The organism is Pseudomonas sp. 2 (assembly GCF_056627435.1).
The window spans coordinates 98769-121692 of record NZ_JBWXNG010000015.1; the positions used below are offsets into that span (position 1 = coordinate 98769).

At 61.5% G+C, this 22924-nt stretch carries 16 protein-coding genes; 2 read left to right on the top strand and 14 right to left on the bottom strand.

The features are described from left to right. Nucleotides 1–70: 70 nt before the first annotated feature. Nucleotides 71–733 (top strand): phosphotransferase, encoded by a 663-nt coding sequence (locus AC1MEK_RS22545; protein ID WP_480398491.1) that lies wholly within the window; start codon nt 71–73, stop codon nt 731–733. On the opposite strand, the gene AC1MEK_RS22550 is transcribed toward AC1MEK_RS22545, so the two are convergent. From AC1MEK_RS22550 to AC1MEK_RS22580, 7 genes are all read right to left on the bottom strand, one after another. Continuing rightward, on the bottom strand, nt 723–1940 hold the full coding sequence (locus tag AC1MEK_RS22550; RefSeq protein ID WP_480398492.1) for an O-antigen ligase family protein: 1218 nt from the start codon (nt 1938–1940) through the stop codon (nt 723–725). The two genes, AC1MEK_RS22545 and AC1MEK_RS22550, sit on opposite strands and share 11 nt — an antisense overlap. Continuing rightward, nucleotides 1937–2821, bottom strand: a complete 885-nt coding sequence (locus tag AC1MEK_RS22555) for a glycosyltransferase family 2 protein (protein ID WP_480398493.1) — start codon at nt 2819–2821, stop codon at nt 1937–1939. Before AC1MEK_RS22555 ends, AC1MEK_RS22550 begins: the two co-directional genes overlap by 4 nt. 159 nt (nt 2822–2980) lie before the next feature. Then, complete coding sequence (locus AC1MEK_RS22560) at nt 2981–3937, bottom strand: glycosyltransferase family protein (protein WP_480398494.1); 957 nt, start codon at nt 3935–3937, stop codon at nt 2981–2983. Between the two features lie 68 nt (nt 3938–4005). Further along, nucleotides 4006–5415 carry a PIG-L deacetylase family protein gene (locus AC1MEK_RS22565; protein ID WP_480398495.1) on the bottom strand — a complete coding sequence of 470 codons (1410 nt, stop codon included), beginning with the start codon at nt 5413–5415 and terminating at the stop codon, nt 4006–4008. Continuing rightward, nucleotides 5412–6308 carry an antimicrobial resistance protein Mig-14 gene (locus AC1MEK_RS22570; RefSeq protein WP_480398496.1) on the bottom strand — a complete coding sequence of 299 codons (897 nt, stop codon included), beginning with the start codon at nt 6306–6308 and terminating at the stop codon, nt 5412–5414. Before AC1MEK_RS22570 ends, AC1MEK_RS22565 begins: the two co-directional genes overlap by 4 nt. After that, nucleotides 6308–7438 (bottom strand): glycosyltransferase, encoded by a 1131-nt coding sequence (locus AC1MEK_RS22575; RefSeq protein WP_480398497.1) that lies wholly within the window; start codon nt 7436–7438, stop codon nt 6308–6310. The genes AC1MEK_RS22570 and AC1MEK_RS22575 overlap by 1 nt, the downstream gene beginning before the upstream one ends. Then, entirely contained in the window at nt 7422–9179 is a 1758-nt protein-coding gene (locus tag AC1MEK_RS22580; protein ID WP_480398498.1) for a carbamoyltransferase family protein, read from the bottom strand. Before AC1MEK_RS22580 ends, AC1MEK_RS22575 begins: the two co-directional genes overlap by 17 nt. A gap of 297 nt (nt 9180–9476) precedes the next feature. Between AC1MEK_RS22580 and AC1MEK_RS22585 the strand changes: the two genes are divergently transcribed. After that, a complete protein-coding gene (locus tag AC1MEK_RS22585) occupies nt 9477–15596 on the top strand; it encodes a dermonecrotic toxin domain-containing protein (protein WP_480398499.1) in 6120 nt (2039 codons plus the stop codon). A 51-nt stretch (nt 15597–15647) separates the two neighbouring features. On the opposite strand, the gene AC1MEK_RS22590 is transcribed toward AC1MEK_RS22585, so the two are convergent. The 7 genes from AC1MEK_RS22590 to waaF all read right to left on the bottom strand — a co-directional run bounded on the left by AC1MEK_RS22590 (nt 15648) and on the right by waaF (nt 22783). After that, nucleotides 15648–17087, bottom strand: a complete 1440-nt coding sequence (locus tag AC1MEK_RS22590) for a lipopolysaccharide kinase InaA family protein (protein WP_480398500.1) — start codon at nt 17085–17087, stop codon at nt 15648–15650. Between the two features lie 176 nt (nt 17088–17263). Continuing rightward, a complete protein-coding gene (locus AC1MEK_RS22595; protein ID WP_480398501.1) occupies nt 17264–18019 on the bottom strand; it encodes a lipopolysaccharide kinase InaA family protein in 756 nt (251 codons plus the stop codon). Beyond that, on the bottom strand, nt 18016–18750 hold the full coding sequence (locus AC1MEK_RS22600) for a lipopolysaccharide kinase InaA family protein (protein WP_480398502.1): 735 nt from the start codon (nt 18748–18750) through the stop codon (nt 18016–18018). Before AC1MEK_RS22600 ends, AC1MEK_RS22595 begins: the two co-directional genes overlap by 4 nt. Next, a complete protein-coding gene (rfaP, locus tag AC1MEK_RS22605) occupies nt 18750–19556 on the bottom strand; it encodes a lipopolysaccharide core heptose(I) kinase RfaP (RefSeq protein ID WP_480398503.1) in 807 nt (268 codons plus the stop codon). The genes AC1MEK_RS22600 and rfaP overlap by 1 nt, the downstream gene beginning before the upstream one ends. Continuing rightward, on the bottom strand, nt 19553–20677 hold the full coding sequence (locus AC1MEK_RS22610; RefSeq protein WP_480398504.1) for a glycosyltransferase family 4 protein: 1125 nt from the start codon (nt 20675–20677) through the stop codon (nt 19553–19555). The genes rfaP and AC1MEK_RS22610 overlap by 4 nt, the downstream gene beginning before the upstream one ends. Further along, nucleotides 20677–21747 carry a lipopolysaccharide heptosyltransferase I gene (waaC, locus tag AC1MEK_RS22615; protein WP_480398505.1) on the bottom strand — a complete coding sequence of 357 codons (1071 nt, stop codon included), beginning with the start codon at nt 21745–21747 and terminating at the stop codon, nt 20677–20679. Before waaC ends, AC1MEK_RS22610 begins: the two co-directional genes overlap by 1 nt. 1 nt (nt 21748) lies before the next feature. Beyond that, nucleotides 21749–22783 (bottom strand): lipopolysaccharide heptosyltransferase II, encoded by a 1035-nt coding sequence (waaF, locus tag AC1MEK_RS22620; RefSeq protein ID WP_480398506.1) that lies wholly within the window; start codon nt 22781–22783, stop codon nt 21749–21751. Between the last annotated feature and the right edge of the window lie 141 nt (nt 22784–22924).

The window sequence follows — 22924 nt, forward strand, 5'->3', positions numbered from 1 at the left end:
ACACGGCCAGAGCATTGGGCCTCTGCCGGCCTGCTGAGGTATCATGGCGGCCATTTTCGAAGGAGCCCGCATGCGCGCACTCGCCTACGCCGACTACCAAGCCTTACGCAGAGATGCCGAAGTCATAGAAGCCGACTTCTTCGGGGACAAGGTCTTACGCCTGGCCGATGGAAATTTCATGAAGCTGTTCAGGCGCAAGCGTCTGATTTCATCCGCCGCGTTGTTTCCCTATGCGAAGCGTTTTGCCAATAACGCGCTGGTGCTGCACAAACGAGGCATTCCCTGCCCGCAGGTGCTGGCCACCTATCGGGTAGGTGATATCGCCCGGGATGTCGTGCATTACGAGCCGCTGCCGGGTCGCACCCTGCGCCAACTGATTGCTGAGCCAGGCCAATATCAGGACACGGCCCTGCTCCGGCAATTCGGGCGTTTCGTGGCCGAGCTGCACAATCAGGGGATCTACTTCCGCTCGCTGCACTTGGGCAACGTGGTGATGACCCCCGAGAACGTGCTCGGGCTGATCGACATCGCCGACATGAAAACCCTGCGCCGCCCGCTACGCAAAAGCCTGTGCCTGCGCAATTTCCAGCACATGCGTCGTTACAAGAGCGATCATGCGTGGCTGATGCAGAATGACGGGGATGTGTTTTTCGAAAGCTACATCGAGCACAGCGCGCATTCATGGAAGCGCCAGACCCTCAACGAGCATCTGGCGCCCCAGGCTACGGCCTGACGTCGGTTTGTTTCGCGGACTTGCCCAGGCACAGCGACAGCACGAACGGCATCCACACCACCAGCCACATGGCACGCGCGCGACCGAAGACAGTGAACACGTCGAACTGCATCGCGACCGTGGCAAATACCCAGACCATCAGGATCGCCATGCCCAGGCTCTCGGTGCGATGACGCCATGCACGCAGACCCAGCCATAGCCATAGCCACATCCAGAGCACCGTGAACGGCACGCCGTATTGCACGGCAGTGTCGAGTATCAGGTTGTGGCAATGACCGTACACCACGCCACCGGCCGACACTTCGTAATCGCTCGACAAGCCGATGCCCAACCAGGGCCGTTGCTTGATCAGGTCAATCGCCCCTTGCATCAACGCCAGACGCTCGGAATCACCGCGCTGGAGAATGGACGGTTCGAGTATGACCAGAGCCACCACTGCAAGCAGTGCCATCACGGCCATCGTGCGATAGAAACGCCCTCCGCCCAACAGCAGCACCACGCCGGCGACCGCGAGTAACGAAATGATCGAACCGCGACTGCCCGTCATGATCACGAAGGCGACCGAGCACGCCTGTAACAATGCCCAGATGACCCGACCACTGGTTTTCTGCGGCCACCATGTGCAGCTGAGCACGACAAGCGCCGCGATGGTGTAACCGGCCGGGTTCGGGTTATCCATGAACCCGCCAAAACCATACATCCGGTCAATTTCACGCATCGGATAGGCGATCAGCGCCGCGAGGGAGTACAGGCCTCCCAGCCCTCCCCAGAGAATCATCTGGGTCTGCAGCGGACGATTGAACGTACGTCCCCATACGATCCAGCCCAGGATCAACAGCAAGAAGAACAGCTCGCGCTTGATGATGACCAGGTATCGCTCAGCGTCAGCACTCCATGAGAGCGACACCAGCGACCACACGAACAGGAACAGGAACAACCAGAGTTCGCGCCGGTTCAGAACGGTGTGCCGAAACTCGTGAAAATGGCGAGCAACCAGATACAGGCATGGCAGATAGACGAACGCCGTGAGCAGCCAGCTGTAGAACTTCATGGTGGGCGTCAGCAGCACCCCTGCCACGCTCCAGAACAGGCCGAAGGCCAGAACAGCCCCGGCAACACCCAGGTGCTCGACGATCTGACGCAGTTGTACATTTCCTTGCGAGGCGACCCTGATCACCAACGACTGTTCCTGTAATGGCCGACTCACTGCACACCCTTGGGTTTACTGTATTTGAAGACGAAATGCCTGAATCTCTTCCATGTCAGGCGATTCCAGCGATGAACCGGCAAGCTGGCGAACAGCGCCCGGGCAAACTTCTTGTCCGCCACAACAGACTCTTTCAGTGCCTTGTTGATGATTGCCAGCCGGGCAGACTCATAGGCGGGATTGTCTTTGTAGGGCTCGATAACCTGAAGATCGTAGTCAAGCTGGCTCTTGTACGCGGTCTTGGAAATGTTTGTTTCATGGCGACGATACAGCGTCACCCGGTCCGGGAGGATGTCGACCTCATAGCCTGCCTGGGCAATCCTGAGGGTCATCTGAAAATCCTGAACCTTGATCGACGGATCGTAACCGCCGACCTTGTCGATCGCCTCACGCCGATACATCGCGACCGGGGCGCCTACGGCGTAGGCATCGGCCAGCAGTTGGTCAAACGTCCAGCGCTGTACGGTGGCCCTGGCGTGTGCCTTGTGCTTGAGCGGCGTGCCATCGGAGTTGATATAGATGACTTTCGCACCCAGCAGCCCCACCTCGGGATGCTCCTGCATGTAACTGACCTGGCGACGGATTCGCCCGGCCAGCATCACGTCGTCGGAATCATGGGTGATGATGAATTCACCCCGGGCATGGCTCAGCGCATTGTTGAGCGCGGCACTGACGCCCTTGTTCACCTGCTGGTGAAACTGAAAACCGTGAATCTGACGAAGCGCCTCGATCTTCTGCGCGCTGGAGTCGGTCGATCCATCGTTGACAACGATCAGCTCGAAGTTTTCGTAATCCTGCTGAAGGATGCTCAGCAGGCATTCTTCAATGTAAAGCTCGTGGTTGAAACACGGCACCAGAATCGAGACTAAAGGCCATTTCATTTTTATGCTCGGTCCCTGGCTTCTGGCTGCTCACTCGACGGCCACGCGACTGCTTGTCCATCACAGTCGCCATCCCGGTCGAGGGGCAGGAAAAATAGCATGCAAGCATGATCTGATTTCAAATTGACTTCACTGTACGCTGCATCCGAACCGTTCAAGTCAGACCCCTAACGCGGCCCGCAGTTTTTCGAACCAGCTCAGCGGCGCCCGTTCGCGCAACGCTGGCTCCATCTCGCGTACGATCTTCGCACCAATGGCGCCAAAGGCGAACTGCGACACTGCCAGATCACGGCCATTGACCGCAATACGCGCGGCAAGGGCGGGGTCGTCACGAAGGATTGCAAGCTTTTGCTGCAACTGCGGGATATCGCTGTAGAACACCACGTTCTCCATATCCTGCAGACCCAGCGCACGATTTTCCGCCTCTCCTTGATCATAGGCAAAGAGCACGCATCCGCAGGCCATCGCTTCAAAATTCTTGATCATGTACTCGCCCATGCCGACGTCGGCACTGACGAAGAAACGAATTCTGTTGAGGGTGTCGCAATACTCTTCACCGGACTTGGTGCGCGTGACCACCAGATTTTCGACCTGGCCCAGTTCATCGAGCAGCGCTTTACGTCCGCTGTAGGCCACGCTGTTGGTGCTGCCGACGAAGGCCAGTTCGATATCCCGCTCGCGGCCCTGATCGCTGAGCAGCGTCTGGTCGTAGCCCTTGGGCACGAACACCGCGTCGAAGCCTTCCTGACGCAGCCGCTCGGTGACCATGAAGCCGGAGCTGATGACCCTTACCCACGGCATCTTGCGGTAGTGCGCGCTGAACTTGCCGGTGTACTTGCACGGGATGTAATTCTGGTAGGCGTCGTGCTCCAGGATCACCAGATTGGGAAGGGTGCGGATAAACGAAGCCTGGCGGATTTCCTGCTTGAAACGCAGGAAGAACACGATGCGGTCGTAGCGCGTGACGTCCACATGCTCGCGGAAATAGCGGCGCAGGTTGCGCTGTTCATCCGAGCTCAACCAGCGCAGGTCGCAGTCGCAGCTGGCTGCAACGCCGTCGTACAGACGATCCAGAATGGCGCGTTGCTCTTTCTGGACCAAAAATAGAACCTTCATGGGCTTCCTTACAAAACCAGATCACGCATCGCCCGGCCTGCCGACCCCGGATTCGAGGCCGACGGCAATCAAAGCTCCCTGCGCCAGAACAATTCGTGACGGCGCACGGCCTTTCTGAAAAATTCGTTCTCGCCCTCGGCCGGCCAGCGTCGGCCTGCGAGGACGTTCTGCAACCAGCGGCGCACACGCCGCTTGAGCGGCGCCTGAGGCTGCAGGTCATGCATCATACCCAAGGCCATGGCCTTGTCGCGCTGTCGATCTGTATCAAGCGTGATGCTGTAGGGCACAAGCGCCTGGCCCGTGTCGAACACCGGCGGCAGCGCAACGCCACTGTAGGCGTTGCCCATGGGCCAGCGGTCGTTGTCGTGCAAATGGTTGGCGTAGCCCAGCACCGTCTCGGGTTGCCACTCAAGCCCCTGCAATGCTTCAAACACCGCCGCCTGCGAACAGATGTGATCCGGATGCGGGTCGATGGTCGCGTGGGGCATCACAAGCACTTGCGGCCTGGCCTGCAAGAGCAAGGCGCGCAGGTCGGCGATCAGGTTGTTCCAGGTTGGTGCGCCATCGGCATCCCCCGGCAGCGTCATGCCGTTGAACTGGCGGAACAGCCGGATATCGCACAGATCCGCCTCGCGCGACGCGATCGACTGATCGGGCGCGGCCTGCATGGCGGGCAACTGCAGGCAGAAATAGCCCAGCTGCACGCAGCGCGATTCAGGTACGCCGGCCCAGCGCGGCACCGTGATGCTGTCCCAGGCCCGCAGGCGGCCCTTGATGCGCGCGGCTTCAGCGCGGCTCATGCCCATCTGCTGATAGTGCTCGGCTTCGATTTCACCGGCAGTCAGGGTGACGATCCAGCTTTCGTCCGCCTGGCTGTACAGGCCGAACGCCGCCAGCTCGGCATCGTCGGCATGGGGCGCGATCACCATCACCCGCTTGCGCCGGGCGTCGCCGTGCAGGAAGGACCACAAGCGAGGCGTGCCGAAAATCCTGCAACGCCGTCCGCGAATGTGCAGTGTGCCAGCGCTCAGCGGCTCGGCCATGCCAGTGAGATTGAGGTAGCGCAGGCCGTTCACGCCGCGCTCGAAGGCCTGGCTGTCGCTCGCGCCCTCGGCCGACAGCTCGATGGCCGGGTCGAAGAACCGCCCCAGCCAGCTTGCCTTGACGGTCAGTGCCAGCACGAGTGTTTGCGAGGTGTCCTGGGCCAAGGGTTGATCAAGGCACAACCGGTCGCCTTCAAGGCGAATGCCCGGCACCTCGTTCTGTTCAGGGAAACGGTACTGGTAGTCCTCTGCCGGCGAGTAGAACAAATGGTCGGAAAACCACGATTCATGGGCGACCCAGCCGAGAACGGCCAGCACTGGCGGCAGCCACCAGGCGACCAGAACGCCGACCAGCAGCAGAATGACCAGCGCCACCAGCAACGCCACGCGCTTGTTGCGGCGGTGGCGCTTGAGCAGTTCCTGTTTGCGGCTCACACCTGAAACACCGGTACGGGGTTGCACCAACGATCCTTGTATTCACGATCGGCGCGACCGAATGAGAAACGCAGCGCCTTGCCTTTGGCCCGCGCGTCTTCCCAGGCGCTCTGGGTATTGAGAAAGCTCAATACGCTGCCGGGGCTGAAGTCGCGGGTTTCGGGGTCGACACCACCGTTGATGTACTCGACGCTGATCCACTCCGGCGCTTCGACGCGGTAGATCAGCTGGATGGCGATGGGCGCATCGTTGAGGAAGATCACCGAACCGATCAACAACTCGCGCAGCAACTCGACCACTTCGGCCATGCGCTCGGCGCCGGTGGCGGCAAAGCCCCAGCGGCGCTGGAACAGGTCGCAGTACATGCGGGCGATCTCGGCACTGCTGAAGTCAGTGATGGCGCGCACCACACCGCCGGCTTCTTCGAGCAGCCGCAGTTCACGGCGCTGGTTGTAGCGAAACTTCTTCGACAGATCTTCCGGCGCGCGGGCCATGGCCAGGGATTCGGCCTGAGGCTTGAGCGTGGCGAAACGGCCCTGGCTGAGCTCGGACAGATAACGGCCACGATGGCGCAGCGGCGCCTGAGCGTCGACGGCAGCGGGCAGGATCAACTCGGCATTGCCCAGGTCGAACAGGCCTTTCTTGCCCTGGCTTTTCAGCACGTCCTTGGACAACGCCAGCGAGCGGCCCCAGGTCGGGATCGCGGCCTTGAGCTCGCCGTTCTGCTCCCAGCCCAGATAACGCACCGGAATGTCTGCCAGGGCAGCCAGGCGCTCGACCACCAGCGGGTGAGTCGCGACACTGCCGCCGAAGCGCTGCCAGGCTTGCGCATAGGCAGGCGCATCGATGGGCGTCCAGCCGCGTTCGCGAATGGCTTGAAAACGATTGAGCATCAGGACTCCGCAGTCAGGTCGGTGACTTGCGGCAGACGCCAGAACACGTCTCGCACAGCCTCGTCGGAGAACCGCTCGCGCAGGCGCACCCGCATCATCTCAGCGCACGACTGACGCTGCTCCTCATCGAGCCGCGACAAGTGCACAAGGCCCTGGGCCAGCCCTTCGGCATCGCCCAGCGGGAACAGAATCCCCACGCCTTCGACCACTTCCTTCGCCCCGCCGGCCGAGGTGGCAATCAGCGGCACCCCGGCGACCATGGCTTCGAGCAACACCATGCCGAACGGCTCGTGATCGGAGCTGAGGGCAAAAGCATCGAAAGCCTTGAAGTAGCGGCTGGCCTGGGGCACCTGGCCGAGCAGCATGACCTCGCGGCCAATGCCCAGCTCCATGGCCTGCTCCTTGAGGTCCTGCTCCAGACGCCCCTTGCCCATGATCACCACCAGGCTGTCGGCGGACAGTTTCGACTGCGCGCGGGCAAAACCGCCGAGCAGCGTGGCTTGGTCCTTGTCCGGATGCAGGCGGCCGACGTTGCCGACGATCCACGCATCCTGGGGCAGGCCCAGCGCTTCGCGAGCCTGCTCGCGGGGCAGCTGGACGGCCGCCAGCGCGTCGACGTCGATGCGGTTGTAAAGCGTCTGAATCCGCCCGGTCGGCCAGTTGGGCAGGCATTTACGCATGTCGTCGCGCACGGCGTCGGACACGCCCAGCAGGCTCAGCCGCTGGCGGAACAGATGGGCGAACAGCTTGCGGCTGCGGCGCTCGTAGTCGCCAAAGGCGTGATGCACGCCAATGACCGGCAGGCGCGTGCCCAGCAGCGCGATGTAGATCGGCTTGAAGCGGTGAGCGATGCAGAAGCTGAAATTGCGCGAGACCGCGATCTTGCGCAGGTCGCGGATGGCGCCCAGCTTCAGGCCGCGAATGGCCTTGGAGCTGTACTCCAGAAACAGCACTTCGTCCGACGCGCAGCCCGACGCCACATCGGCGTCGGCTGCGCCGGTCAGGAATACCGTGGTGACCCGGTATCCCTTGCCGGCGAACAGGCTGGCGTATTGACGGGCGCAGTCCAGAAACGGCCCGTCATAGCCGTGGCAGAACTGCAACACATGACGCTCAGCCGAGCGTGTCATAGCTGTCCGCGCCGTCTTTGACCACCAGGATGTCTTCCATGATCAGGTACTGCAGGTCCGAGCCGAAGAACATGTTCAGGGCATCGGTCGGCGAGCAGATCATCGGTTCGCCACGACGGTTGAGCGAAGTGTTCAGCGACACGCCGTTGCCGGTCAGGTTTTCCAGCGCTTTCATCATGTCGTAGTAGCGCGGGTTGTATTCGCGCTTGAGCACCTGGGCACGAGAAGTACCGTCTTCGTGGACGACTTCCGGCACGCGGGTTTTCCACTCTTCCGCCACTTCGAAGGTGAAGGTCATGAACGGCGCTGGGTGATCGATCTTGATCATCTGCGGGGCGACGGTGTCGAGCATCGACGGGCAGAAAGGTCTCCAGCGCTCGCGGAACTTGATCTGGTGGTTGATGCGGTCGGCCACGCCCTCGACGCTCGGGCAGCCGATGATCGAACGACCACCCAACGCGCGCGGACCGAACTCCATGCGGCCCTGGAACCAGGCGACCGGGTTGCCGTCGACCATGATCTTGGCGATCTGCTCGGGCATGTTTTCCAGCTTGCGCCATTTTGGCTGGCTCGGATGGCGGGCACAGGCCGCGATCACGTCTTCGTTGCTGTACGAAGGGCCGAGGTAGACGTGTTCCATCTTCTCCACCGGCACGCCGCGCTGGTGCGAAACATAGGCTGCGGCGCCCACTGCGGTACCGGCGTCGCCCGAAGCCGGCTGCACGAACAGCTCTTTGACTTCAGGGCGCGCGATGATCTTCTGGTTCAGCTTGACGTTCAGCGCGCAGCCGCCGGCGAACGCGATCTTGCCGGTTTCCTTGAGGATGTCGCCCAGATAGTGATCCATCATCTGCAGCGCCAGCTTCTCAAACAGCGCCTGCATGCTGGCGGCGTAGTGGATGTACGGCTCGTCGGCGATGTCGCCTTCGCGCTTGGGACCCAGCCACTCGATCAGTTTCGGCGAGAAGTAGAAACCCTTGCCTTTCTCTTTATAGCGACGCAGGCCGATGACGTTGGCGTACTCGGTGTTGATCACCAGCTCGCCGTTTTCAAAGCTGGCCAGACGCGAGAAATCGTACTTGCTGGCGTCGCCGTATGGCGCCATGCCCATGACCTTGAACTCGCCGTCGAGCATCTCGAAGCCGAGGAACTCGGTGATCGCGCCGTACAGGCCGCCCAGGGAGTCCGGGTCGTAGAATTCCTTGATCTTGTGGATCTTGCCGTTCTCGCCGTAGCCGAAGAACGTGGTGGCGTACTCGCCCTTGCCGTCGATGCCCAGGATCGCGGTTTTCTCTTTGAAACCCGAGCAGTGATAGGCGCTGGAAGCGTGAGCCAGGTGGTGCTCGACCGGCTCGATCTTGACCTTTTTCGGGTCGAAGCCCAGTTGTTCCAGGCACCAGACGATCTTGTTGCGGTAGCGCTTGTAGCGGCGGTTGCCCATCAGGATCGCGTCCAGCGCGCGGTCCGGGGCGTACCAGTAACGCTTGGCATAGTGCCAGCGCGCTTCGCCGAACAGGCTGATCGGGGCGAACGGAATGGCCACGACGTCAACGTCGGACGGCTTGATGCCAGCCTGCTCCAGGCAGAACTTCGCCGACTCGTACGGCATGCGGTTCTTTGCGTGTTTGTCGCGCACGAAGCGCTCTTCTTCGGCGGCGGCAATCAGCTTGCCGTCGATGTACAGGGCCGCGGAAGGATCATGGCTAAGGGCGCCGGACAGGCCAAGGATCGTCAATGCCACTAGGGTCTAGCCTCTCAAGTCTGCAGCAGGCGGCATGCGCCTGATCAATAAGTGTGCCCGGCGCAAGCACGGCGGGCAGCTAAAGGGCGGGATTATAGCGTAATGAAGCCGATATGGCGCTGGGCGGCGAAAACCGTCTTGTCGGTGCGCCGACACGCTGACCAGATACGCCGACGCCTCCTTATACATATGTACCCCCTCGACATGAACGAAGAGTGATTGATTGAAGCAATGAATCTCGCGGTTCTTTCCGCGCCATCAAGGTCCCCGTTCATGGGACCAAGGAACTCACACTTCATGCAGAATTACACACCGGCCAGGGCGATACCTGCCTCGACCCAGCCAGCCGCCAGTGCCGCTCTCCAGCGCCTGTCCGATATCGCCGAGCATCTGGACGCAGAGCTTGATGCATTGCCCCCGGTCGAATCATCGTTGCTCGATGCCCTTATCAATCAGGACAAGGAACAGGTCGACCAGCAGTTGGACAGGCTGCAGCAACGTCTCGATGAATATTGGCGAGCCCCCAGTGCGAAGGGCCAGAGCCGCCGGGCACTGTTCAGTCAACAACTGAAGCAGGCATTGCAGGACGAATCCGTCCTGAAGTCCCACGAAAACGACCTTGCATACGACATCGCACCGCTTCTGCCCGACCTCGACCAAAGCGAGGACGAGAACGCAGTGTCCGTCCATTCATTGCATATCAGGTTCAACTCCCGCTCGCTGGTGGAAATCAGGGGCGCACTGGTCATGGGTATTGGCATCGCACATACGCTGCTGGCTTTACCCGGCTGCGGGCTCATCGAGTTTTCCTCTCGGCAGGTCATGCTTGAAACCGTCGCTAAGTGGCTCAACGATGAAACCCTGCGATGGGCGCTGCTGAGGAATGCAGACCAGCGCCACCAGGGCACCGTGCTGGCGGTAACGAATGACACACAGCTGTCGCTGGATGCATTCGACACAGCTGACATACGGCTGTCCCTCATCAAAAACGACCCTTACAAACACGCGCTGAAACGCCAGTTTGCAAAACAGCGGGACGATCTGCTTCACGCTTGCGAACAGCATGTCGGTACCGAGCGGACGTTATTGAAGAAGCAGATTGAAACGGCCATGCGCATGCCGGGGCTGTTCGGACCCGCGGCAATGCTGCAACGACGTGAGCAGGCCGTGGATGAAGCAGCGTTACGCAATGATCTTCCCTACTGGATCAAAAAAGCGCCGATACAGGATGTTCAGCACTATCTCGGCCGCCTGGAACGCTACGATCAGGCCCGCGTGGCGCTGTCCAGCGTACTCAATGGCGCCGAGTCTGCAGAGCAATTCGCGCAAGTCAGCCTGCGCACCTGCCTTGCCAACGACCTGGGCCTGGACCTGGACCCTGCCCGGATCACGCTGCGGACCTTGCGCGACTTGCCGCTGAGCGATGACAGCTATTCCACTGTCCGGACGCTGCCCGAACTGGCCCTCTATGGCCTGCACCCGGGCGACGAGCAACAGGGATCGGACTTCCTGACCCGCACCACGATCAACATCGACGGCGATATCTCTGGGGATGCGCATGCTTTGCTAACCACGGCCTATGTCGGTGAACTGGTCGCCAGGCTGAAATTGCGCACAGGCTTTGCGCAATACCAGCGGGGCATTTACGCCCAGACTGAAAACCAGGCACTGATGCGCGATCTGCTGGACCTTAAAGTTGCGGAAGCCGCGTGTTCAGCGAAGATGCAGGGCCACATCACCCTCGACGACTACCGCGTCGTCGAAGCCATCCGCCAGTCCGAAGCGCCGCCTAAAGGCGAGGCATTCAAAGTGCAACGCATCCGGCTCAATGGCACCTCGGACATGAACCGGATGATAGTGTTTCGCCACGAGAACACGCGCGGCGCACTGGAGCGGCTGATCCTGTTCACCCCGGATGCACCGCGCGAACAGCGCTTCATGGGCTTCTACAACGAAATCCGACTGCTGCAGGAACTGACCAGCTGGACCACCGATACACAACTGACCGATTACCTGATCGGGCAGGCTTCGGTCAGCGAGCGCCCGGCACTGAAAACCGTACTGCAATCGCTTGAACATCTGCCCGCACCGGCCCCCGATTTCATGCAACTGGTCACGTTGAACGACTACGGCACAGCGTTACGCAAGCTCACTGAGGACGAGGTTGCAACGACGCTTGCCGAACATGCTGCCCATACGCCGCGCTGGTATCACCAGGCCATCGAGGCGAATCGCCAGAAGCTGATCGCGCTGGAAGATGCGGCGAACGGTGCGATCGAGCATGAGAAGGCAGCCAAATATCCGCAGGTCGAGGCGTTCGAAGACTACGTGCACCGACGCGCGAGCGAGAAGATCAACCGCTTGCTGGGCATGCCCGCCGGCTCGGTCGACCCTGACAAAATCATCGTGACGTCAGAGAAGGAAACCCTGACCTACACCCTGATGCTACGCAACGGCTACGACGACAGCATCGACCTGATCAACGCTTCGGCAGATACCGTCGCGACGTTTACCGGGCCGCAAGACGTCGACCTGAGCGCCCTCACACCGGCAAAGGTCGCAGCCTCCGTGCGCGGCACATGGCTGGCCGATGACTACGCAGCACTCGTCAAGGGTACGCTGCTGGACGCAAGTGCGGCGTCGTACTCATCACGGCGGGACGCTGCCGTGCGTATCGCTCAAGTTCAGATGCAGACAGCGGCCTTGCGCAGCCTTTTGAAGGGCAATATCGATGAGGCGCAGTATCAATGGCTCGAACAATCGATCAGCCACGTTCATGCCGCCGATGCGCAAACCCGCCGACGCTACCCGATCTATCCTCTGCAGATTCACGTGGATAAACCGTTCATCGCCTCCCACCTGAAACTGATCGACCAGTTGGTCATCCCCAGTACCAACTTGACTCAGGTCGAAACCGTCCAGGGCTGCTTCGCGTTTCTGCCAACCCATTTGCGTCAGAGCGCCTTGCTCTATACCCCGCAAGCACCCGACGGGGTTGAGTTCCGTGCGTTCTCCAGCTTCGTCGAATCACTCGAACAACCCGGGATGATCGACTATTACAAGGACCGCTGCCGGATCAAGGCGCGCCGAATCCTCTCGTTCTTCCTCAACGACATGAAACAGGGCAACGCCAACAAAGCTCCGTTCCTGCCCAAAGACTCGATCGCGGACTTTGCCCAGATCTGCTTCAACCGCGTGGTCGAACGCAAGTTGCGCGACGTGGAAGAAACCACCACCGGCCGGCATGACATGCTCAGCCAGATGATCTGGACCAGCGTCGACATCATTGCCACGGTACTGACACTGCCCTTCCCTCCCGCCAGCTTTGCCGTGGGTGTGGCGCTGTCGCTGCGCGACAACCTCAAGGCCGTTCAGGCTCTGGCGGGGCACTCGCCGCAAGAGGCCAACGGGCTGATTCTGGCATCGGTCCTCAACATGGCCGGAGCCGCGGGCGACCTTGCCGTAGGCTTGAAAGGGTTTGGCGGTGTAGCACGCAAGCTCGCCAGGGACTCGAAAAGCCCTGCGCGCCCGGTTGCCTTCAAACAGTCCACAGACTTGCCGACCTATGACGAGTTGTTCCCGGTCGAACTGAACCGAGAGCCTTACCTGCTGGCCAGGCCCAACACGAACCATCACGCGGCGGTGTTTCGCAACGTCGGATCTGATGTCGATGACATCGATTCGACCCGGCATTACGCCGTCAGGAACACCGCCGGCGATTGGCAGCCTCTCGGTCAATCCAGTGCCTCCGGGGTCGCGACCGGTACGGTGGTCAGTGCCGATCGCGCCGTCAACATCGCTCGCTCGCAACTGTCGCCACTCGAATTGGCCCATGGCAAAGGCGTCAGCCAGTACCGTGGCAAGTGCTACATCCAGATGAACGATCTGATTTACGAGGTGCACTACGACGCCGCCTTGGGCCGCTGGCACATCATCGATCCTGCCAACCCGTTTGCGTTTTTCGGACGCCAGCCGGTCAGGTTGAACGATCAGGATCAATGGCGGCTGGTGGGCCGCGAAGGGTTGCGCGGCGGTGGCAATGAAACGCCCAGCACTTACAAGCCACTTTCCGAAGAGGTGGAAGGAACGAACGCTGCGCCCAAGACCCGCCATGACTACGAGATGCCCAAAGCGCTGCAACCTCATCTGGAAAACATCCTGCAGACCACTGAAGTCGAACCGATGGGCTATGGAATGGGCCTGGACGAACTGTTCGAGGCCTATCACGCACAGGTCGGGGAGACGTACAAGAACCTGAGAGAGGCGCTCTACCAGGACGCCAACGCATTCTTTTCCGACATGCCGACGATTCCCGCGCGCCCGGTACTCCCTGAAGTCGAGTCATCCGCCAGTGTCAGTGATTGGCTCATCGACACATTCTCCCGCAGCAATGGGTTGGTACTCAGTGAAGCGCCCAAGTCCATCGCCAGCAAACGATTTCTGATGCAGCACATGCAGCATCTGGTGGAGCAGCGCGTCGAAGTGCTCTACCTGCCACACCTGTTCACCGACAAACACCTGAAGAAGCTCGCCAAGTACCGTGCCAGGGGAGCTAAGGTTCGAGCAGGCTCACATGAAATCAAGCATCACCTGGACGCCATCAATGGCGGCGCCCTGAACAACCTGAGCCGCGACTTCGATTATTACCACCTCATCAAGGAGGCCCATCGCCACAACATCGAGGTCAGGCCACTGAGTGCCTCCACCAGCTATGACGTGCAACTTCATCCCGTGGCCAGTGCATCGACAGACAGTGCCGCTGCTCAAAAGATGAGCAATTTTTTCGCTCATAAAGTCATCAGTGAAGACATGACCAGCGCTCCTGCCAAACGCTGGATAGCCCTGGTTGACCAGAAACAAGCAACGACTCATGAGGGCATCGCCGGTATCGCCGAACTGCAAGGTGCAATCAGCGCCCACATCGAGGAAATCCCCGCAGGCGGAACAACGCGACTCACTCGTCAGGCGAGCCTGGTTGAGACCGAGACCACCCATGCCCCCTGCGACTTCAACATCGAATTCGCCCAGACCTACCTGGCCAGCCCACCTGCAACGCCCAAGACGCCGATCACTGCGTCAAGCCCGGACCCCGTCCTGCCCGGCAGCAGGGCGAGTGCGACTGTCGAGAGTAGCAACGCGGCTGAAGCCGCATGGCGCTGGGACGAGAGTTCCGGATGGTTGCGCGCGTCATCCGAGCCTGCCAGCGCCAGCCCTCCCACCGCTTTGCAACAGTCACTGGCGGACCCCAGGTACGAGCTGCCGCTCGCGTCCAGAGACACGCTGTACCGACTGGCCTATTTCGAACGCAGAGGGATGGACACCCAATACCTGCAAATCGATGACCCGATGATGATGAAGGTCCAGGGCGAGTTTTACGCGCTTCGGGACAAGCTGATCCGTGATGCCCGCAAAGTTCTGGTGGCCGAGCTGCCGGCGCGTCCGGTCATGCCGGCCCTCGACCCACAACTTACCCCCGCGACGTTTATCGAACGGCTGTACGAGCAGACCGACGGCATGGTCATTGGCGAGCTGCGCGACTCGATAGTCAGCAAGCAGTTCATCATCGACAACCTCCCGTTGTTAAGCCAGCAAAACGTCAAGACGCTCTATCTGGAACACCTGCTGACCGATCTGCATCAAGCGGACCTGGATCGCTTCGCCGAAACCGGCATCATGAGCCAGCGCCTCAAGCACAGCCTCAAAGTGCTCGATAACGGGCACGGGACTGGCCCGGCTAGCGTTTACACCTTCGAAAAGCTGGTGCTCAGGGCTCGCAATCAGGGGATCGAAGTGCGCGCGATCGATTGCGCTGCCAGCTACCACCTCAAAGGTGCCAATGAACGCTGGACCACTCGTCAACAGGTGATGAAGTATTTCGCTTCGCGCACCATTCGTCGCCATCAGGCAATCATGGGCAAACACAGGTGGGTAGCACTGGTGCGCAACAGCCACTCCAATACCTTCGCCGAATCCGCGCCCGGTCTGGCCGAACTGGAAGGCGGGATTGGCGTGCGGGTCACTGATGGGCTCCCCGGATCAGGGCAGAAAATCAGCCTGGACCCGGGAGAAAATCTCTGGCTGCCGATGCATGACAAGGAAGTGTTTCTCAAAGGGGATTTCAGGATTGAAATGCAGCCCCCCGCCAGCCTGCTCAGCGTTCGCCCTCCCCAGCAGCTTCCACTCGATCAACGCCTTTCACGCCCCGGCATGTTCTTTACCGAACACAGCGCAGGCGCACATGTGATCGTTCACCGATCGCGAGACGGGGCGATCCATCGCACGCCAGTGCAGGTTAACGCGGCAGGCAAGGTTTACCTGGAACGCCCTACCTGGAAAGACGTGCATCGCCAACCTTACGACGATATCGATACGTTGATCATGGCGCTGGAGGAAATCAATCTGACCCGAGTCGGCTAAACACCCGGCAAACTCAGCGACAGCCGCCGGGCTGTCGCTGTTCTGCAAACCTCAAGACGCCTTCGGCAGGCGCTGCTCCAGCAACTGGTGCAGCGCGCTGTCCGCTGGCCAGTTGCGCATGAAACGCGCGCGATCCTTGGCGAATGCTGCGGCGAACGCGCTTTGCGAACTGTGCTGGCACATCGCGTCGAGGTCGATCAGCGCCCAGCGGTCCTGGTGCCAGAACACATTGTGGCCCTTGAGATCGCCATGGCTGATGCGCTCGCGCAGCAGTTGCGCGAACAAGGTGTCCAGCGCCTGCAACTCGTTTTCCGGTGCATCGCCATTGGCCACGTAGGGCGCGAAGCGTTCGATGATGTCCGGGCCTGGCAGGTATTCGGTCACCAGATAGGCCTTGCGCCGCAGCCAGAAGAAACGCTGTTCCAGCAAGGCCAGCGGCTTGGGCGTGGCGATGCCGAGGAACATCAGGCGGTTGCCTTCACGCCAGGAATGCCAGGCGCGGCTCGGGCGCCAGAAACGCTTGAGCCAGTGGGCGAAGTTCTTGATGTTGTAGCGCTTGATCACCAGCTCCCGGCTCGCGACTTCGGCCTTGGCCACGCTGGCGGCGCCACCGGTCTTGTACAGGTGGCCGCCGTCGATCAGCGCATCGGCTTTTTCCAGCACCGGCAGCATGGCGGGCTCTTCTTCGCGACGAATCGCCCGCAACGCGAACGGCCCATCGGACACGCTGAACAGGCTGCACTCGCGCCCGACCTTGATCAGGTAATCCCTCAAGCGCCAGGCGCTGACCTTGTCGATCTGCTTTTGCAGCGCCTCGACCGGCAGCGCGTGCTCGCCGTTGCTCAGCAGGTAATACACCAGCAGTTCTTCGGTGAAGGGCTCCAGCGACTTGGGCAACTGGGCGAAAAACACGCCGAGGTTTTCCAGCACCTTCTGCCGGGACAGCGGCTTGCCCGCCTCTTCGGCACGGATGCCGGCGCCGTCGATCAGGTACAGCTTGCCGCCGTGACGCAGCAGGTTGTCCAGGTGCAGGTCTTCCTGCCACAGGCCCTTGGCGTGCATCTGCGCAACGGCGCCCAGCGCCTCGCCGATCACTGCCTGTTGCTCGTCGGCCAGTGGCGGCAAGGATTCAACGGCTTTCCAGGCATCGCCCAAGCTGTGTGCCTGATCGAGGAACTCGAACAACAGCCAGCCACCCTCGCCTTCCTGCAGCCCTTCGGCCAGCAACAGCGGCGTGGTCAGATTCTGCTGGGCGAGCAACTGCACGCCTGCGCGCTCACGCTGAAAATGCCGCGAGGCCTTGCTGCCCACCAGCAACTTGGCCAGCACCGGACGACCGCGCCAGATACCCGCGCCCACATAACGCTGCCCCGGCAACACGCGGAGCAGGCTGAGCAGTTGCAACTGCGCAGGCCCGGCGGCATCGGCAAGCTCGATGCTCAAGGGCAGCGCCGGTGCACGACCGGCGTTTTTCAGTTCAGACAAACGCATCGGCGTCCTCTTTTATCAATCAGGATCAACTCACTGACCTGGCAAGCAACCCATTACCTGTGGGAGTGAGCTTGCTCACGAAGAAGGCCGGGCTGACACAGAAGATCCATCGGATGCACGGACCGCTTCGTGAGCAAGCTCACTCCCACAGGTTGCCAATCCAGATTCAATCATGCTTACCGCCCGGCGCGCTTATGGCTGCCGCGTCGCGCCAAGCGCTGCCACCACGAATCCACCAACCCGCTGTCCCCCGGCGCCTGCACATAGGCAGCGAGCATTTCGCGGATCTCGGCCTCGTTCCACATCGGCGCCCGGCGCAGCAGCGGCTCCAGGTCCTTGACACGGTCACGCTGGCCGAAGATCGATTTGCGGGTTTTCTCAAGGTCAATCAGCTGCGCCAGATACGCGCCGCCTCGCGCCTTGAGGAAGATGTGCTTGGGGTAGAAGCAGCCGTGCACCTGCCCGGCCTTGTGCAGCGTGCGCGCCAGTTGTCCACAGGCCTGCAGGATCGCCAGACGCTGGGTCGCCGACAGCTCGCCCCACTGCGCAAGCAACGCGTCCAGGTCGGTCCAGCCATCCAGCGCGCGTGTCATCAGAATCGCCCGGCGCTCGCCATCGACCTTCTGCTCGCCGTAGAACACCGCATGCAGCGCGGGGATGCCGAGCTTCTGATACAGGCTGATATTGCGAAACTCGCGGGAAAACGAAGGCTCGCCAAACGGGTGATGCAAGGTGTACGTCAGGTAGTTGCTCTGGCGCTTGAGGTAATAGCCCGAGCCTTCCAGCTCCAGACGGTACACGCTGCTCCAGCCGCCGCGGCCGGTGTTGGGTTCGTCGACGGCATCGAGCTCGACTTCCCACAACGAATCGAAATCCGCCAGGCCATGGCGCTCCAGCAGCGCACGGTCGGCGTCGGCAATGAACACGCTCATTCGCGCCCCTCGAAAAAGCTGACGATGTGTCGAATGCGCTTCTTGTCCGAGGCGTTCAGACGCTCGCGACCCCGGTATTGCAGGTAGAAACGCAGACGCTGGGTGGCCGACAGGTGATATTTGGCCACCTTGTCCAGACACGCCAGGTCCTTGGTGATGCGATAGCGCAGCATGAAGCTGACCCAGAACGCGCCGTTGGGGCAATCGATCAGGAACACCGTCGACTGATCGTCCACCAGCAGGTTGCGCCACTTCAGATCGTTATGGGTGAAGTGGTTGTCGTGCATGGTACGCGTGTAGCGGGCCACTTGCTGACTGACGTGATCGACCCACGAACGGTCCTTCAGGCGCAGATCGTGATGCCGGGCGATCTCGGACAAGTCTTCGGTGCGCGGCAACTCACGGGTGATCAACGCCCCACGGTCATAGGCCGCGCCATTGCGCTCCAGACCCCAGGCCACGACCTCGGCGGTGGGAATGCCCCACTTGGCGAAGCGCTTGAGGTTCTGCCACTCGGACTTGACCCGCGGGCGCCCCAGGTAACGGCGCAGGCCCTTGCCCGCCGCCACGTAACGCTTGACGTAATAATTCACGCCGTCGCGCTGCACACGAATCACTTCCGAAAGCGGGTCGCGGGTCAGGCGCTCGCCCTGCAGGGCGAACACCGCGTCCAGCGAGCCGAAATCCTCGGCCAGCGCGGCGTATTCGGGTTCCAGATTCCAACCCGCCATCAGAGCGCATCCCCGTAGCGCAGCTTGCGCTTGTACAGTTTGTCGGCCTTGCCTTCCAGCCAGCTCAGCAGCGCGGCTTCCTCGGCCAGAATCTGGCGCAGCGGCTGCAGGAAATAGCCCTTGAGGAAACGCAACTTGTCGCGCCGGGTCAGGCCGATGTCCATCGCCGAGAAATACAGCGCCGCCAGATCCTTGTTGCGCCAGCGCATCGTGATCGCCAGGCGAGTCTGGGCGCGATGCAGGTCGATTACCGAAAGCTTGAAGTCTTCAGGTGTGACCGGCTTGTCGGTGTGCAGCAGGAAATGGCAGATGTAGCAGTCGCGGTGGTTGACCCCGGCGCGGTGCATCATGCCGACCAGACGCGCGACCTCTGCGATGTAGGCGCGCTTCATGCGAGGCTGAGGCGGCTCTTTCACCCAATTGATGCTCACATCTTCCAGGCTCTCGGTCGGCGCCAGTTCTTCGGTGACGATGAACGAATGCTGCGCTGCCGGGTTGCTGCCGCGCTCGCCGTAAGCTACGGCCGTCATGGTCGGCACGCCGACTTCCTGCAGGCGCTTGATCGCCTGCCACTCCTGGCCTGCGCCGAGGACCGGCAGCTTGGCGGTCAGCAGGTTCTTGGCAACTTCGCCCCAGCCAATGCCGCGGTGGATCTTGACGAAGTAACCGCGCCCGTCGACCTCGGTACGCAAGGTGCGGCGGTTTTCCAGTTCGCGATAGACCTGGCCTTCCAGCGCTTCGACGGCTTCGAACGCATCGCGCCCGGCCCACAGGCTCTTGAAGGGTTCAGCAAGGATCAGTTTCATCCGTGGTGCTCCGCCAGAATCACATCCGCCGCGTGCTGCGGCATGCTGTAGAGATCCGCCGTTTCGGCGAACGCCAGGCCGTTCTTGCCCCAGGCGCTGCGCGCGGCATCGTCCTTGAGCATGCGCGCCAGGTACTGATTGAGCTGGTTCTGCTCGAACGGCTCATCCAGCACCAGGCCGCTGTCGGCCTCGGCAATGTAGTGGGCATAACCGCACACGGCGCTGACCAGCACCGGCAAACCCGCCACCAGCGCTTCGAGCAGCACGGTGCCGGTGTTTTCGTTGTAGGCCGGGTGAATCAGCACGTCGGCGCCCAGCAGGAAGCGCGGGATGTCGCTGCGCCCTTTCATGAAGGTGACGTTGTCGGTCAGGCCCAGCGCGGTGCTTTGCATCTGGAACAGCTTGGGGTCGTCCTGACCGATGACAAACAGACGCGTACGTTTGCGCAACTCCGAGGGCAGCGCCGCCAGCGCCTTGAGGCTGCGGTCCACGCCCTTGGTCTTGAAGCCTGAGCCGATCTGCACCAGCAGCAGGTCGTCATCGCCCAGCTTGAATTCTCGACGGAAATCGGCGCGAATCTCGGCGGCATTGACCGGCGCCCGACGATCCTGGGAAATACCCGGCGGCAACAGGTGGAAGCGCTTGAGCGGCGTGTCGTAATGCTTGATGAACAGCGGCTGCTGCACCTCAGAAATCATCAGCACTTCGGTCTTCGCATCTTTAGCGAACACCGCGCGCTCGTAATCGGCGAAGTGGCGATAGCGGCCCCAGTACTTGTACAGGCCGTGGCGCAGGTTCTGGGCCTTGTCTTCATAGCAGCCGTCGGCGGCGTAATACACGTCCAGGCCCGGCATCTTGTTGAAGCCAATCAAACGATCCACAGGACGTTTGGCCAGGTCAGCGTTCATCCAGTCGGTGAGTTTTTCATTGCGCCGATGGTTGAACAGCGCCTTGACCGGCGCCACCAGCACCTCGAAGCCAGGCGGCACGTCGCCTTCCCAGATCAGGGTGTAGACGCGAATCGAATGGCCGCGCTGCTGACACTCCAGGGCGATGCGCATGAAATCGCGCTGCAGGCCGCCGAAGGGAAAGTATTTATAAAGCACGAATGCCAGTTGCATCAGGGATGTTCCTTTGCCGGCAGCAGCGCACCCAGCTCGGTGGCCACACGCTCGGGATTCAGGCGAGAGAAGCACAGCGGCCACTCGCGTTCGGTATCGAACCGGCGCTGATCTTCAGCCGTCGGTCGATAGGTGCATTTCTTTTGCAGGCACGGCGCACAGGCCGGGTAATCGCCCGCCAGATGAACCTGGGACTTGCCATAGGCGCCGCTCAGGCCCGGGTTGGTCGGGCCGTAGAGCGACAGGGTCGGCACGTCCATCGCCGCGGCCAGATGGCCGAGCCCGGTGTCCACCGCCACACAGCCCTGGGCGCTGGCCAGCACTTTGGCAACGCCGGCCAGATTCAATTTGGGGAGCACCACGGCTTTATCAAGGCCCTGAGCGATGCGTTCGGCGCGGGCCTTTTCCGCCGGGTTGCCCCAGGGCAGGCGCACTTCGAGGCCCTGGGCGATGATACGCTCGGCCAGTTGCCGCCAGTACAGCTCCGGCCAATGCTTGGTCGCCCACGTGGTGCCGTGCAGAAACAGCACGAAGGGCGCAGCGCTTTCGGCCTCGGGATTGAGCAGCCGGCTGTGGTCCAGGCCGTAGTCGCCCACGCCTTGCGGCAGCGAATAACCCAGCGCCTGAGCGAACAACTGCCGCGTGCGCTCCACTGCATGCTGCCCGCGGGCCACGGCATAGGTACGGTCATAAAAGCGCGCAGCCAGCGGTTCGCGGGCGGACTGTTTGTCCAGCCCGGCAATCGGCGCCTTGACGTAGCGGGTCAGCCAGGCGCTTTTCAACAGGCCCTGAGCGTCGATCACCAGATCGTATCGAGTGTCGCGCAGGCGCTGCTTGAACTGGCGCCACTGGCCGTTCTTGAACGTCTGCCACAGGTTCTTGCGCCAGCGGCGGATCGCCACCGGAATCACCCCGGCCACCGCCGGGTGCCAGGTCGGGATCTCGGCGAAGCCTTCTTCCACCACCCAGTCGAATTCGATGCCCGGCAGCGCGCGCATCGCATCGGTCAGGGCTGGCAGGGTATGAATCACGTCACCCAGCGACGACGTCTTGATCAGCAGTACCCGCAACTCAGGCGACCTCGACCGGTGCGCCGCCCAGCCCGTCCAGCGCCTTGATCACGGAGTCGGGCTCAAGCAGGCGCAGGCAGTTGTAGTGGCCGAAACGGCAGGTGCGCTCGAAACACGGGCTGCACTCGATGCCCAGTTGCACGATCTCGACATGATCGGCCAGCGGCGGGGTAAAACCCGGCGAAGTGGAACCGTAGACCGCCACCAGCGGGCGATTCAGCGCGGCAGCCACGTGCATCAGGCCCGAGTCGTTGGAGACCACGGCATCGGCGCACGACAGCAAGTCGATGGCCTCGGCCAGCGAGGTTTCACCGCTGAGGTTCACCGACTCCTCGCGCAGGCCGGGAATCAGCCGCTCGCGAATGCTCTCGCCGACCGGGAAATCCTTCTTCGAGCCGAACAGCCAGACTTGCCAGCCTTCGCGGATCTTCGCCTCGGCGACCTTGGCGTAGTGCTCGGACGGCCAGCGCTTGGACTCGCCAAACTCGGCACCCGGGCAAAGCGCCAGCACCGGGCGATCCAGGGTCAGGCCGAACTTGGCCAGCGCGGCGTCGCGGCTGGCGATTTCGATCGAAAGGCTCGGTTTGGGGTACGGGCGCGGGATCTCGGCGTTCTTTTCATAGGCCAGGGCCATGAAACGCTCGATCATCAGCGGGTATTTCTGCTTATCCAGCGTGCGCACGTCGTTGAGTAGACCGTAGCGGAATTCGCCACGCCAGCCGGTGCGTTTCGGGATACCGGCGAAGAACGGCACCAGCGCCGACTTGAGCGAGTTGGGCAGCAGGATCGCCTGGTCGTACTGGCCCTTGAGCGACTTGCCGATGTTGCGCCGGGTCGCCAGCTCCAGCACGCCGTGGCCGAGCGGAAAGCTCAAGGCCTTGCGCACTTCGGGCATGCGCTCAAGAATCGGCCGGCTCCACTCGGGCGCCAGCACGTCGATTTCGCATTGCGGGTGACGCTGTTTCAGGCACTGGAACAGCGTTTGCGCCATCACCATGTCACCGACCCAGCTGGGCCCTACGATCAGAATTCTCATGCTCAATCCAAAACGACCAGAAACGAGCAGGGAGGCCAATCAGACTGCGTGACGCTTCCACACAGCCTGACGCCTCCCTGTCATAGCTTTTATATAGATCCAGTAATAATCCGGATTTTGCAGCGTTCTTGCTGCCCCCTT

Excerpts from the sequence above, each read along its gene's own strand:
- rfaP (WP_480398503.1), bottom strand. The coding sequence starts at position 19,556 with ATGAAACTGATCCTTGCTGAACCCTTCAAGAGCCTGTGGGCCGGGCGC.
- AC1MEK_RS22555 (WP_480398493.1), bottom strand. The coding sequence starts at position 2,821 with ATGAAATGGCCTTTAGTCTCGATTCTGGTGCCGTGTTTCAACCACGAG.
- AC1MEK_RS22590 (WP_480398500.1), bottom strand. The coding sequence starts at position 17,087 with ATGCGTTTGTCTGAACTGAAAAACGCCGGTCGTGCACCGGCGCTGCCC.
- AC1MEK_RS22570 (WP_480398496.1), bottom strand. The coding sequence starts at position 6,308 with ATGCTCAATCGTTTTCAAGCCATTCGCGAACGCGGCTGGACGCCCATC.
- AC1MEK_RS22585 (WP_480398499.1), top strand. The coding sequence starts at position 9,477 with ATGCAGAATTACACACCGGCCAGGGCGATACCTGCCTCGACCCAGCCA.
- AC1MEK_RS22610 (WP_480398504.1), bottom strand. The coding sequence starts at position 20,677 with ATGCAACTGGCATTCGTGCTTTATAAATACTTTCCCTTCGGCGGCCTG.
- waaF (WP_480398506.1), bottom strand. The coding sequence starts at position 22,783 with ATGAGAATTCTGATCGTAGGGCCCAGCTGGGTCGGTGACATGGTGATG.
- AC1MEK_RS22595 (WP_480398501.1), bottom strand. The coding sequence starts at position 18,019 with ATGAGCGTGTTCATTGCCGACGCCGACCGTGCGCTGCTGGAGCGCCAT.
- AC1MEK_RS22545 (WP_480398491.1), top strand. The coding sequence starts at position 71 with ATGCGCGCACTCGCCTACGCCGACTACCAAGCCTTACGCAGAGATGCC.
- AC1MEK_RS22560 (WP_480398494.1), bottom strand. The coding sequence starts at position 3,937 with ATGAAGGTTCTATTTTTGGTCCAGAAAGAGCAACGCGCCATTCTGGAT.
- AC1MEK_RS22600 (WP_480398502.1), bottom strand. The coding sequence starts at position 18,750 with ATGGCGGGTTGGAATCTGGAACCCGAATACGCCGCGCTGGCCGAGGAT.
- AC1MEK_RS22575 (WP_480398497.1), bottom strand. The coding sequence starts at position 7,438 with ATGACACGCTCGGCTGAGCGTCATGTGTTGCAGTTCTGCCACGGCTAT.